The sequence below is a fragment of the Lysinibacillus xylanilyticus genome (assembly GCF_001183605.1).
Classification (GTDB): Bacteria; Bacillota; Bacilli; order Bacillales_A; family Planococcaceae; genus Lysinibacillus; species Lysinibacillus xylanilyticus.
Map to the genome: position 1 here is coordinate 281209 of NZ_LFXJ01000005.1, position 13006 is coordinate 294214.

General features: G+C 31.4%; 13 protein-coding genes and 2 pseudogenes. All 15 read left to right on the forward strand.

Annotated elements, in window-relative coordinates:
- The first annotated feature begins 16 nt into the window (after positions 1-16).
- The 15 genes and pseudogenes from ACZ11_RS04475 to ACZ11_RS04555 all read left to right on the forward strand — a co-directional run bounded on the left by ACZ11_RS04475 (position 17) and on the right by ACZ11_RS04555 (position 12914).
- The gene (locus ACZ11_RS04475; RefSeq protein ID WP_049664099.1) at positions 17-631 is read left to right on the forward strand and encodes an Imm43 family immunity protein; all 615 of its coding nucleotides are present in this window, start codon (positions 17-19) and stop codon (positions 629-631) included.
- Positions 632-1041: 410 nt separating this feature from the next.
- Positions 1042-1509 (forward strand): hypothetical protein, encoded by a 468-nt coding sequence (locus ACZ11_RS04480; RefSeq protein WP_049664100.1) that lies wholly within the window; start codon positions 1042-1044, stop codon positions 1507-1509.
- A gap of 265 nt (positions 1510-1774) precedes the next feature.
- A complete protein-coding gene (locus ACZ11_RS25580; protein WP_161804433.1) occupies positions 1775-3247 on the forward strand; it encodes an RHS repeat-associated core domain-containing protein in 1473 nt (490 codons plus the stop codon).
- A 6-nt stretch (positions 3248-3253) separates the two neighbouring features.
- Positions 3254-3676 carry a hypothetical protein gene (locus ACZ11_RS04490; protein ID WP_049664104.1) on the forward strand — a complete coding sequence of 141 codons (423 nt, stop codon included), beginning with the start codon at positions 3254-3256 and terminating at the stop codon, positions 3674-3676.
- Between the two features lie 591 nt (positions 3677-4267).
- Positions 4268-4858, forward strand: coding sequence for an RHS repeat-associated core domain-containing protein (locus tag ACZ11_RS04495; RefSeq protein WP_236690858.1), 591 nt, complete (start codon positions 4268-4270; stop codon positions 4856-4858).
- Positions 4859-4873: 15 nt separating this feature from the next.
- Positions 4874-5413 carry a hypothetical protein gene (locus ACZ11_RS04500; RefSeq protein WP_049664105.1) on the forward strand — a complete coding sequence of 180 codons (540 nt, stop codon included), beginning with the start codon at positions 4874-4876 and terminating at the stop codon, positions 5411-5413.
- 135 nt (positions 5414-5548) lie between these two features.
- A complete protein-coding gene (locus ACZ11_RS04505; protein WP_049664106.1) occupies positions 5549-5728 on the forward strand; it encodes a hypothetical protein in 180 nt (59 codons plus the stop codon).
- A gap of 819 nt (positions 5729-6547) precedes the next feature.
- Positions 6548-6973: a hypothetical protein gene (locus ACZ11_RS04520; protein ID WP_049664111.1), complete on the forward strand. Its 426-nt coding sequence runs from the start codon at positions 6548-6550 to the stop codon at positions 6971-6973.
- A gap of 628 nt (positions 6974-7601) precedes the next feature.
- Positions 7602-8186, forward strand: a complete 585-nt coding sequence (locus ACZ11_RS04525; RefSeq protein WP_166672069.1) for a hypothetical protein — start codon at positions 7602-7604, stop codon at positions 8184-8186.
- Between the two features lie 262 nt (positions 8187-8448).
- A complete protein-coding gene (locus tag ACZ11_RS25590) occupies positions 8449-8685 on the forward strand; it encodes a hypothetical protein (protein ID WP_134008438.1) in 237 nt (78 codons plus the stop codon).
- 498 nt (positions 8686-9183) lie between these two features.
- Positions 9184-10320, forward strand: a complete 1137-nt coding sequence (locus ACZ11_RS04535) for an RHS repeat domain-containing protein (RefSeq protein ID WP_049664114.1) — start codon at positions 9184-9186, stop codon at positions 10318-10320.
- Positions 10321-10678: 358 nt separating this feature from the next.
- Positions 10679-11226, forward strand: a pseudogene (locus tag ACZ11_RS27395) (Imm43 family immunity protein).
- A gap of 94 nt (positions 11227-11320) precedes the next feature.
- Positions 11321-11470: pseudogene (locus ACZ11_RS27185) on the forward strand (imm11 family protein); the annotation flags it as partial.
- Positions 11471-11863: 393 nt separating this feature from the next.
- The gene (locus ACZ11_RS04550; protein WP_049664118.1) at positions 11864-12370 is read left to right on the forward strand and encodes an SMI1/KNR4 family protein; all 507 of its coding nucleotides are present in this window, start codon (positions 11864-11866) and stop codon (positions 12368-12370) included.
- On the forward strand, positions 12354-12914 hold the full coding sequence (locus ACZ11_RS04555) for an SMI1/KNR4 family protein (RefSeq protein ID WP_134008441.1): 561 nt from the start codon (positions 12354-12356) through the stop codon (positions 12912-12914). The genes ACZ11_RS04550 and ACZ11_RS04555 overlap by 17 nt, the downstream gene beginning before the upstream one ends.
- The last annotated feature ends 92 nt before the right edge of the window (positions 12915-13006 follow it).

A 13006-nucleotide genomic window follows, 5' to 3' on the forward strand; every position in this document is an offset into this window, starting at 1 on the left:
AAAGAGAGTGTTGTTAATGGAAAATATTTATGCAATTTTTAAAAAGAAAGAGAAGTCATGCCCTACTTTATTAGAGGGGATATTGCATACGGAATTCTTTGAAAAAGATCCATTTGAAGCAAGAAAATCTGATGCTGGGGAATGGAGAACCACAAAAAATATAAAAACAGAATTACCTAAAGAGTTATGGTTTGTTTCAAAGGATAGAAATTATGCGTTTGATTTGAGATGGGATAGTCAAGGTTTTTTCATAACATCAGAATTTCTAAATTTATTATTAAAATTTGGAATCAATAATTTTCAATACACTAAATTGCACATGGTTAACAGGCAAAATGAAAGTATATCGTCAAAGGAATATTATTATGTGCGATTTTATGATAGGTTAGAAGATGTAATAGATATGGAGAAATCAAATATTGAATTTTATAGGCAAGATGGTAGTATAAAAAAAATATGGGATTTACAGCTGAAAAAATCAAATACTCTTTCAGATGTTTTTCTAATAAATAATACTAGTCTTTCAAGTATATTGTTTTGTTCAGAAGAATTTAAAAAAGAAGCTGAAAAACTTAAATTGAAAGGTATTGCCTTTGTTCCTTCAAATGAAGCTGATGTGTATAAACCATAATAATGTAGAGATTATTACTCAGAAAAAGTGTTTTTTAAAACTAAGTAATAACTATTTTTCTAGTTAAACGCTAGGGGGTAACTTGTATTTATCTTAGTTAGTTTTTAAGATATGAAATTAATACTCGGTGGTTATTCTTGGAGTAAAATTTAAACCTAAATAAAAAGAGTAGCATGAATCTTAGAAATCGGATTTTATTGCTACTCCTTTTTTGTGAAGGAAATTTATTTAATAAATGTTTTTCAAAAATAAACATTACATGGTATCCTTTACAATTCTATTAATTCAGATGCAACTTAGTGGAAACCGGGAATCAATAATGTTGCTATGTTAAAAGGAAGACTTGATTAATTATAAGTAAAGCTAAATGGGAAAATAAAATCTAGAAAAGTCCTAAGGGGGAAAGAATTATGCAAGAAAATTGGTTAATTCATGAGGATAATCTTAAGGTTCGTAAATTAAAAAATGAAGAAATGGATGAAATTAGAAGCTTATCTGTTTTGAGTCAGGAAAAATTAAAAATAGTAGATATTGATGATTATTTAATGTCACTCGACAATATTAAATTAGCGTTGTCTCATTATAGAGATAATAAATTAATAGACGAAGAAGTTGAAGAAATAGCATTTGAAATTGGTTCATTATATGGATCCATTCTAGAAAAAAAATACGGTTGGAAGTGGAGGCATATAGAGAAAAATGATAATAGGGGCTATTGTGTAGTCTCTGAGGATGAAAAGTATTGTTGTCCTGTGCATAACTATATCTATACCATTTTGACTGATACAGAGAAAAGTAACAATGTTAAGTTATTGTTTAATATGTTGGAAGTTATTCATAAGGAGAAGGTGAGTGGCTTATATAATTTTATTAGTTAAGAACTTATTATTATACTATTAGTATTTATTTTAACTTTCAAAACATATGTAAAGGAGAATTCAAAAGATCTCCTTTACATATGTTTTTGTTAGGAATGGGTTTGTTTTTTGTGTAATTATTATCCCTTTTCGTCTAGATCAAGACTTTTTTGACATGAGAACCCAAAACAGCTAGTAGTTTTAATCTTAAATGGTCTATAGCTAACTAACTATTCGACATGAGACATTGAAATGATATGATGTCGCTCGTAATGAAATGGGCAATGTGTCACAAATCACAGCTTCTCGCTCAGAGCAAGAACATTGGACAGCATCATTGCAGTACAATGAACTCGGTCAAGAGATTGAGAGAATCTTACCAGGAGATGTCATCAGCAAATGGCAGTATGACGTTACAGGTAGACCAACACACCACCGAATAAGTAGTCAAAACCGTGATACACGAAGACGAGCGTATAATTGGGATGTCAATCATCGATTACGAAGCATGGTAAACGAGTTAATCGGTGTAAAAGTTACCTATGGTTACGATGAATTCAGTAACCTAGTCTGGTCCAATGAAGGCGGTCAATTTGACTTCTTACACCGTAGTGTCGATGATGTCGGGAATTTGTATGAAACGAAAGAAAAGACAGATCGTGTCTATGGTGCTGGCAGCAGATTGCTTGAAACAAAAGAGGCAACATTCTCTTATGATGAAGAGGGTAATCTCGCTCAGAAAGTTGAGAAGAACGGTGATACGTGGAAGTACGAATATAACGGCAATGGCATGATGTCGAAGGTCATCAAACCAGACAGAACAGAAGTTACTTTCAAGTATGACTCGCTAGGTAGACGAATTGAGAAGAGTTCAAACGAAAAAACAATGCATTTCATATGGGATGGAAACACTATCCTAAATGAGTATTACTTGCAGGATAATTCAGATATATTTGAAAATCTAGATGAGTATTATTCACAAAACAAGTCTCAAATACCAGATAATCTAGTGACATGGGTGTTTAATGAAGGGTTCATTCCTTCAGCTAAAATCACGAGTGAAGGTAATTACAGTATTTTCAGTGATTATCTTGGAACGCCTGTAGAAGCTTATGATGAACAAGGTAAAAAGGTTTGGTCAGCTGAGCTTGATATTTATGGACGAGTGATGGAATTCACTGGTGAGGAGCATTTCATTCCTTATAGGTGTCAAGGACAATATCACGATGTAGAAACTGGACTTTACTATAATAGGTTCAGGTACTATTCACCAAAAGAGGGCACGTATACACAGCCTGACCCGATAGGACTTGAAGGGAATAATCCGACTCTTTATGGCTATGTTAAAGACCCATTACATGAGGTAGATCCTTTTGGACTAAATCCATTCCCATCTAAAAGAGCAGCTCTTCGTTATGCAAAAGAACTAGCAGGAATACCAAGAAGTCAACAACCTGTAAGACAATGGACTGTAGGCAGTGATTACAATAAACATGGTTATGAAAATTATAAAGTATCAAATGACCAAGGATCACAGGGTAGATACTATGAATTTGTTAATGACCGTGGAGAAAAGAAAGTTACCGTCTTGCATACGAATGATCCAGAAAGGGCTCCACATGCACATGCAGGGACTCACAAAGGGCCTCCGAATGATCCAAAGCGTTTTACGTATGATTTTAAGGAAGAGCGATATAGGAAGATAAATGATCCGAAGACTAAAGATCATCATCTAGATATTAAATGTAAGAAGGGATGAGAGTACGTGGATTTTAAGGACAAAATAGCGCTCTACAAATTTAAAAAGAAATACGAAAATTTTCCTGGAATTAAATCATTTAGAATGGCTTCAAATGAGGAATTAACGAAAGATGAAACATATGTAATCGATGCTATAAGAAAGATTGATAGTAAATGTGATGATAGAATTCCGATAGACTCTAAAAGAAGTAATATGATTGATTGGGTAAAAGAAAAGATACTACCTTATTTGAATTACAGTTCTGAGTTCATTATTGGTGGTAATGGAGGTTTAGCAGTTTTCTTTGAAAATATTGAAATGTTTTTACAACATTATTTTAAAGTAAGCCCATCTCTGGATATTATGATACTAAACAGGGATTTAAAAAAATGGATTGTGATATTTGAAGAAGAGTATTTTCTAGAATTTTTTATTAAAGATATTTAAAAAGATTGGATGACAAATGACATACAATTGACAACTGCAAGATAAGTTTTTGTTAAGAACAGTTTCTTTTGTAGAAATGAATCTGTTTTTATGTATATACTAAGCTACTTCATAAAATCTTGAAAATATAACGAAGATTTTTAATGCAAAATCAAAAGCATAAAACAATTGAGTTTATATCTCTAATTTCCAAAAGTCTTTACATTTTTTAATTGATTAGAATTTTAATTTATAGAGGGTGATAAATCCATTAATGGGGTTTACCGCCCTTTAATTTTGATGTTTTATTTAAAAAATATATTGGATTAATTGACTTAGTAATTCCTTGGTTTAATTTTTTGAAGTTGTTCAATTTGGTAGTCGAAAATAAATGACGTTTACTTTTTCCCAGAAGGTATTGAATGTAGGGAAGGCAAAAAATCTTTATCAGAGGTTGTTATCAACATCTAAACAAAGGAAAACTAGATTCAGCTGTTTTAAACCTGGAACGAGACCCATCTGGCCAAGTGATCAAGGAGTGGCAAAATGACCATTGGATTGCAAGTAGCTATGATGAATTAAGCAATCGTTCACAGAATACGAGTAGTCTATATACCATTCCGATATCAAGGGCAATACGCGGATGAGGAAACTGGTCTTTACTACAATAGATTTAGATATTACTCACCAATTGAGGGAATGTATACACAAAAAGATCCGATTGGGCTTAATGGTGGTTTGGTCTTATATAGATATGTACAAGATACAAATAATTCTATAGATATTTTCGGTCTTTCTTGTACAAAAGAATTAAGAAAGAATATGAACAAAGCTAATCGTGAGTTAAGAAAGAATCAAGGGTACATGAAACGTGCTTGGCATAAGTTTAAAGGTTCAGCAGCTCATCATATTGTTGCTGGAGATCATTCAAACTTACATGCCCAAAGAGCTAGAGATGTTCTGGAAAGACTCAAGATTAATGTCAACGGTGCAGATAATGGAGTTTATTTAAAACATATGGATCCAAATAGTATACAACCTGGTGCTTATCATAGAGTAATTCATACCGATGAATATTTTAAAAATGTTGCTAGTAGGTTGGAGTTTGCTGAAAGTTTAGGTAGGACAAAAGCGAGAGACGCAGTGATAGCTGAGCTAGAGAATATAAGGAATGATTTATCATTCAATGTTAAAATTTGGTGATTAGAGGTGTTGTTTATGAAAGTATATAGATTTGAAAATGACTATGATTATAAAGATTTAACTTTTTTGAATAAAGAAGATGTTGGTCTTTTTTCAACTTTTAAGGGACAGAAGATTAATCAGGATTGGAATGAAGAGATTTTTGGTATCTCAGAAGATAAACATACAAGAGGAAAATTGTTAGATTTTGATTCACGATGTTATGGAGCTACATTTATAATAAAAAAGAAATTTGAAAAGCTTTTTATTGAAGAATTTTCTGATATTATAGAAACCTTCCAAATAAAAATCAAAGGCATTTCAGAAGAATATATATTTATAAATGTAACTAATGTGGTAACATCAATTAATTTTAATGGCTTAGATTTGCAAGAATCTCTTGCAATGATGCGAAGTACAAACATCAGATTTAATTTAGAAAAGATAGAAAATGAAACTTTATTTAGAGACGATAAAGTTAGTTCAAACTATTATTGTACACAAAAGTTTATAGATTTTATTGAAAAAAACGGAATTAATGGATTGTGTTTTGAAGAGGTAGGAACAGCTACATGAAAATCATCAATCAATATCATTGGATCATGTAGTACTGCAAATACGAACTTAGTCTTACTAGATGTTAACGATTGTGGGTCATGTGCCCAATCATTATATGGAGCGAAGCCAAGAAACAAAAATGAAGCTTTTGCAATGGATCATATTAAAAAACATCCCGAAAATGGAATTGAAATCATTAAGGCTAGTGAAATAGGAGATAAGTGTTATGAGGTGAAGGGATGGAGTAGGATAGAGCAGAAAGTAAATGGCGTAAATGTACATTATATGGCTAAACATAATAAGGGAAAAATGACAGAGGTAACTGACTTTTAAATTTAAAGACAACAAGCCTAAGATAAAATGTAGGGTGAAAGGTAATTTATGATGATAAAATTCATTTATTTATCAATTGAAAACGACGCAAGTGACCACTGGAATTATTGTCAAAATCACAAAATCCCTTTCGTCACGGTTAAGAGAATCAACAAAACTTATTATGAAGTTTTTTATGACATCACAAATTTTAAAGTGAATCATGAAGAAATATCTGAAAATATAAAAAACATTTTCGTGAGTTATTCAGAATTTTTTTGTCTTCCTTTTTATGAAATGGATTCATACCTAGATCAATTGTATTTTTTTCGATTTCCAGTTAAAGAAGGACATCAGGACATTATTTGTACTCAGCTTTTTGAGTTTTTATTGAAAAGGATAAAATAGATTTAGTTAAACTTTTATGACCCTGATATGGGTCCATAAAAGATATGCCCCAATTAAATCATATGCTGTAACACCACAAACAAAATATCCATTTATGCAAATTGTATCTACTAAAAAAAAGTATGAGGCTGGGACAAAACCCATCCACATTATGAGTATAACTCTAATAATACGACTCATGGTAGATATTATGATTTTACAGATGCTCATGGAGAAAAGAAAGTTACTGTGCTTCATACAAATGATCCAAATCCAAACAGTGTTGGTCCTACACACGCACATGCTGGAATGGTTCATCCAGCCAGCCAGTAGAAAATATGACTGAGAGACGTACAATGGACTTTAAAAACCAAGAGAAAAGATATTTTTCAATAGATGACCCAAAAGGTGCAGACCATCATTTAGAGATCAAATGTAGAAAGTAGTGAAACTATGGAATTAAGGGAAAAGTTGCGGCGGCAAGTATTGAAAAAAGAGTATGAAAACTTCCCTGGGGTTCAATTCAAAAAAGTATTATTACCTGATGAATACACTAAAAACGAGGATAGAGAACTGGAGTATTTAACAAAAACATTTTGTATACCAAATGATCGTGTAGATACTAGATGTGATAGAGAATATCTGAAAACATGGCTTAAAGAAAAAGTAACCCCATACTTAGGGAAAGGTAATAATGTAGTTTTTATGGATGGAGGATTTGGTGTTAATGTTACAATTTTAGATACCGAAAAAATGCTTGATTTTTATTTGAATTCTAAATCACAAGTAGGACTTTGTATAATTAATAGAAGTTTGAAAAAGTTGTTAGATGTATCTCCTGAAGAAAATGATTACGCTTTTTTTATAAGAGATATTTAATCATTTAATTTATAAAAATATCATTATACTATCACATATTATCAAAGTCTAATCAATTCTTTTGAAGAAAATCGAACTGCATTGCAAATTGAAATACGAGTATAAAAAATTAGAAAAAGAGTAGCATAAACCTTGATTTTAAAGGAGTTATGCTACTTTTTTTCGTTAGAACGTAATCAAATAAATACTAATATTAAGTAGTTAGTTAAATAGAGCTATGTGATAAAAAATGTTAAGAGCAAAAAATGTGGGATGCCTATACTTGTAACTATCTTTATGTTCCTCTAATGATTTAAAGTTCAATTTGGATAAATTAATTTAGAAGTGGCAATAAACCCATTAATTAGGATCAATTGCCCTTTTCTTTTGATACTTTATTAATTAACTAATAACTCATATATAATAAGAATCAATAGGCTTTTTATATAATAAATGGTGATATGTTTTAAGTTATTTTATTTCAGAGAACAAATCTGAAATACCATATACAAGTTAGTTACATGGGTATTTAATGATGGATTCGTACCTTCAGCTAAAATTACGGGTGAGTACAATGAACTCGGTCAAGAGATTGAGAGAATCTTACCAGGAGATGTCATCAGCAAATAGAAGAAAAGGAGTTATTATTATGGATAGAATTTTAGATACTGGAAGTTATGGAATTTGCTTATTTTCAATAGATGTCTTACAGGATTTTTTAAAGAAAGAAAAAGTTAGGTCAAAAAAACTTTTAAAAAATTTTCAGGATAATCACGATCGTTATTTAACTTTACTTGCTGAGGGTATTTGGATTCCTTTTTTACCAATAAACTCAATAGAATATGTAATTAAACTTGATACCTATAATCAGTCGTTTGATGATGAATGGGAGGAAAAATTAATATATCATAACTTCAATATTGAAGTTAAAGATACATTATGGATTGCTGATATTGGTTCATTTTATGAATTCGATAAAAATGAATTTTTAGGAAATGATGAAGTATCATACCAAACGTTAGATGGAGAGACATTATATTCTGGATTTAGATATAATGTTCCTTCTGGAAAATACTTAGTATCCATAAAGGGCTTTGCACGTAAAAAGAAATTGGATTACCCTAATCCAAATTTCGGCTTTTTGTTTTCTCTTGATAAAGTAAATGAATTTGAAGGTTTTAATGATCCACGCGAAGATGAAAGATACAACTTTAATGTGGCAGGTATGGATTAAAAATTAGTTTAGATAATATTCTAAAAAACTGAGGAGTAGCATTAAACCAAATGATTTGGATTATAATGCTACTCTTTAGTTTTAAATGAAATTTTGTTTGTTTGATTTCCGGAAATGATTTTCCATACTATCTGGACAAGTAATCAAAGAATCGCAGAATGACAATTGGATTGCAAGTACCTATGATGAATTAGGCAATCGTTCACAAATTACAAGTAGCTTAGGTGCAAAAATCGATGTCGTTCGTAATGACATGGGCAATGTGTCGCAAATCACGGCTTCTCGCTCAGAGCAAGCCTATTGGACAGCATCCATGCAGTACAATGAACTCGGCCAAGAGATTGAGAGAATCTTACCAGGAGATGTCATCAGCAAATGGCAGTTTGACGTAACAGGTAGACCAACACACCATCGAATAAGTAGCCAAAATCGAGATACACGAAGACGTGTGTATAATTGGGATGTTAATCATCGATTACGAAGCATGGTAAACGGTTAACAAGTGTAAAAGTGACCTATGGTTATGATGAATTTAGTAACCTCGTTTGGTCCAATCAGGGAGGTCAATTTCACTTCTTACACCGCAGTGTCAATAATGTCGGGAATTTGTATGAAACAAAAGAAAAGAAAAGACAGATCGTGTCTATGGTGCCGGAAGTAGATTGCTTGAAACGCAAGAGGCAACATTCACTTATGATGATGAAGGTAATCTGGTTCAGAAGGTTGAAAAGACTGGTGTAACGTGGAAGTACGAATATAATGGCAATGGTATGATGTCGAAAGTCATCAAACCAGACAAGGCAGAAGTTACTTTCAAGTATGATTCACTAGGTAGACGAGTAGAGAAGAGTTCTGACGAGAGAACTATGAGATTCGTATGGGATGGGAATACTATCCTGCATGAGTATTTCTCGAAGGATAATTTTATAAATTTGAAAACCTAGAGGAGTATTCTTCGCAGAGTAAATCCGAAATACCAGACAATCTAGTTACATGGGTGTTTAATGATGGGTTCGTACCTTCAGCAAAAATCACAAATGAAGGTAATTACAGTATTATTAGTGATTATCTAGGAACGCCTGTTGAAGCCTATGATGAAGAAGGTAATAAGGTTTGGTCAGCTGAGCTTAATATATTCGGTAGGGTAAAAGAATTTACAGATGTAGAAGATTTTATCCCATTTAGGTATCAAGGGCAGTATGAAGATGTTGAAACAGGATTATATTATAATCGATTCCGTTACTACTCACCAGTTGAGGGTATATATACTCAGGTCGATCCGATTGGGTTGACTGGTGGGAATCCTACACTATACGGATATGTGAAAGATCCTAACACATGGATTGATGTGTTTGGGTTGGAAACCATATTTGTAAATTCAAATGACATTAATTTCTCACAAAAGACTGTATCAGAAGTAAGGGTATTTGATACATCTAAGTATACACCATTAAATGTTATCAAAGATGATGGACAACTGGTATCTTACGACAATAGAAGATTACTCTCTGCTCAAAATGCAGGGATAGAAAAACTTGAAGTTAATGTTGTAAAAGCAGAAGACATACATCCTGATTTTACAAAAGGGAAGACTTGGGGACAGAAATTCAAAGAACGGTTTAACGACATAAGGAACAAAAAAGCAGGTGGAGTTGTTCCTGATAAAGGATTGAAAGAGAAACCTATAGTTCCTTGGAAAAATAAAGGAGATTTTATGAGTATAAATAAGTTGATTGAAAATTTTGAGTGTCCATTAATTAATGCTTTTTTCTTTTCTAATGAAGATATACTAGTTTTAGATAATAACAACGAATGGATAAGAGTGTTATGCAAATCGACTATTGAAAGTTTTTTCAAGTACAATGATGGAGATTCCGTATGTCATTTTGATATATTGAAAAAGTATGAAACAGATGATTTTATTGTAAGCATTGGAGAAGGTAGTTTTGGAGGAGACGGTATTGTTCAATTGAATGATAAAACAGGAAATTTAATTTGGTTCTTATTTTTAGATAATAGTAATCCTTTTATAGAAGCGGAATTAGAAAATGATTCTATTCAAGTAACAAGTACAAAGGGTATTAAAATTAAAATTCCAATACGTAACCCTGAAAAAATCTCCATTGTAAAATAAATTGATATGCAATACCCTTGTTGTCGACTTTAATTCTAACTATCTAGGTGTTCCAAGCTTGCCTATGACAGTCAAGGCAAGCTTGTATGGTCAACGGAGCTGGATATGTATGGAAAGCTTAGAGAACTAAAATATAAAAGAAATGTATAATAATGGACAAATAGATGCGAAACAAGCAAAACAATATACGGAATCTCTACAAAGTAGTCTGAGAAAGAAAATAATTTCTGGAAAAATAAAAACTTAATCAGCATGTGGTAGATTATCTTAAAGAAGGGAATGATATTTTAATATGGGAAATACATTTGCGATTTTTAAAAAAGAAGGTATATTTTGTCCTAATTTACTTGAGGGTATAATGCATACAGAATTCTTTGAAAAAGATCCTTTTGAACCAAGAGAGTCTGATGATGGGGAATGGAGAACCACAAAAAATATTATGACAGAGTTGCCGGAGGAAATATGGTTTGTTTCAAAAGATAGAAGATATGATTTTGATTTACGATGGCAGGATGGTGGATTTTTTGTATCGTTAGAATTTCTAAACCTATTAAAGAAATTTGGAATTGATAATTTTCAATACACTAACTTATATATGGTGAACAAACATAAAGAAAGTATATCTTCAAAGGAATATTTTTTGTACGGTTCTATGATAAGTTAGAAGATATGATAGATATGGAGAAATCAAATATTGAATTCTATAAGCAAAATGGACGTATAAAGAAAATATGGGATTTACAATTAGAAAGTACAACTATTCTTCCTGAAGTGTTTCAAATAAATAATATTAGACTTTTCAGGGTAATGTTTTGTTCAGAAGAATTTAAAAAAGAAGCTGAAAAACTTAAATTGAAAGGTATTGCCTTTGTTCCTTCAAATGAAGCTGATGTGTATAAACCATAATAATGTAGAGATTATTACTCAGAAAAAGTGTTTTTTAAAACTAAGTAATAACTATTTTTCTAGTTAAACGCTAGGGGGTAATGAATCCCTTAATGGATATCATGTAGTAAGAATGAAAGAATCAAAAGAAGAGATAATTGTAGATGAAGTTTTCCTGGATGCTTGCAGAAAAGAAAAAATTAAAGGTGTTCTGTTAGCTAAAGAAGGAAATGTACGTATTCAGGAAATTGTTGATTTAAAATAATTCGTAAAATTGAATTCTGAGTGGAAGTAGAAACTTAGTGATAATAAAACAGACACCGTAGTACTCGTTTGATAATATGTGATAACATTTTACAGATCGTATATCTCTTTGTTAATTAAGAATTTTCTCACTTGCAAAAAAACATTTGTTTCAACCTAACTAAAAGAGTAGCATAAATCCGTAGAATTGGATTTATTGCTACTCTTTCTTTTAATTTATTTACCTTTTTGATAGGGTTTAACTATGGTTTTGACGAATTCAGAAGTGACTTAAGGGAACAATTGGAAAAGCACGGAAAATGAGATAAAATAATAGCTAAGAAAGCATAAGAGTTGTTAGATGTAACGTACATAAATGCTAAATTCAAGTAAATATGAGTTTAAAGGAGTAAGTATGAGGATAATAGAGATTATTAAAAAAATTGAACAGGATAGTAATTGTAGACTTTTGAAAAGAATCACAGATTTCACAAGTGATTTAGCTCTTCCAAAAGATTTGCATTATTTTTTTAGCAATTATGACTCCTTACAAATGTATTTAGATAAGCCTTATGGAATAAAAATAGTTTCTTCAAATGAGTTTATACCAACTAGTAGAAGGCTTTACCCAGAGGATGATATTATTTGGGAGGAACTTGAAGGGGATATAAGTAATGAGTGGTATCTTATTGCTGAATCTGAACAAATAAACCAATACATTAGTATCGATCTTAGTGAGTCTCATTTTGGTTATTACTATGATAGTTTCTTGGAAACCCATGCAACGCCAGGGGATAGTCAGATTATTGCTAAAAGCTTTACGGAACTGTTAGAAAATTTATACTCTAGTAAAGGTGAACATTGGTTTTGGTTAGCTGAAAATTTCGAATCGTATGGGGATGCTTATGATGGTACCAATTAGACAGATAGGAGAAGACAATTGGATTGAAAACCTAACATCCTTTCTTGAGGATCATGATGTAGAAGTGATTTCATTAGAATGTGAAAAAGTTTTTCAAAAGATAGAGAAATATCTAGATTGGATAATTCCCTCACAAACGAAAGACTATTTCATAAATTTTGGTGGTATTGAAAGTTTTGATTTCATGTACAACCTTAAGAAAATTGATGAGTGGGAAGTATTGACAAATTCTATTTGGGAGTTTGTATCATTACACTTTCAACAGGAAGAAACAGATAAATATATTGTTTTTTCTGAAAGTCCTAGCAATGATCCTATTTGTTTTAAAAGAGAAACTGGAGAGATATATTTGTTTTCTCATGATCCTATTAAAGGGGCTATAGTATATAAAGATTTCAATGACTATTTATTAAATGAGATAATTGAAATCCAGAAATTGTACACAGAAGTTACTTTTGATAGTTCTAAGGAAGAAATAGAGTATAAAGCAGCTTTGTTGGATGGAAATGATATTGATTTTGATTTCCGTTATTTAAAACTTTAGGCACAAATAACAACAGAGATGATTTTAAAAACACATATAAAGAAGCCATTTTAAGCTTTTTTATATGTGTTTTTGTTAGAAAGGAACTGCCT

Excerpts from the sequence above, each read along its gene's own strand:
- ACZ11_RS04475 (WP_049664099.1), top strand. The coding sequence starts at position 17 with ATGGAAAATATTTATGCAATTTTTAAAAAGAAAGAGAAGTCATGCCCT.
- ACZ11_RS04480 (WP_049664100.1), top strand. The coding sequence starts at position 1,042 with ATGCAAGAAAATTGGTTAATTCATGAGGATAATCTTAAGGTTCGTAAA.
- ACZ11_RS04500 (WP_049664105.1), top strand. The coding sequence starts at position 4,874 with ATGAAAGTATATAGATTTGAAAATGACTATGATTATAAAGATTTAACT.
- ACZ11_RS04505 (WP_049664106.1), top strand. The coding sequence starts at position 5,549 with ATGGATCATATTAAAAAACATCCCGAAAATGGAATTGAAATCATTAAG.
- ACZ11_RS04520 (WP_049664111.1), top strand. The coding sequence starts at position 6,548 with ATGGAATTAAGGGAAAAGTTGCGGCGGCAAGTATTGAAAAAAGAGTAT.
- ACZ11_RS04525 (WP_166672069.1), top strand. The coding sequence starts at position 7,602 with ATGGATAGAATTTTAGATACTGGAAGTTATGGAATTTGCTTATTTTCA.
- ACZ11_RS04550 (WP_049664118.1), top strand. The coding sequence starts at position 11,864 with ATGAGGATAATAGAGATTATTAAAAAAATTGAACAGGATAGTAATTGT.
- ACZ11_RS04555 (WP_134008441.1), top strand. The coding sequence starts at position 12,354 with ATGATGGTACCAATTAGACAGATAGGAGAAGACAATTGGATTGAAAAC.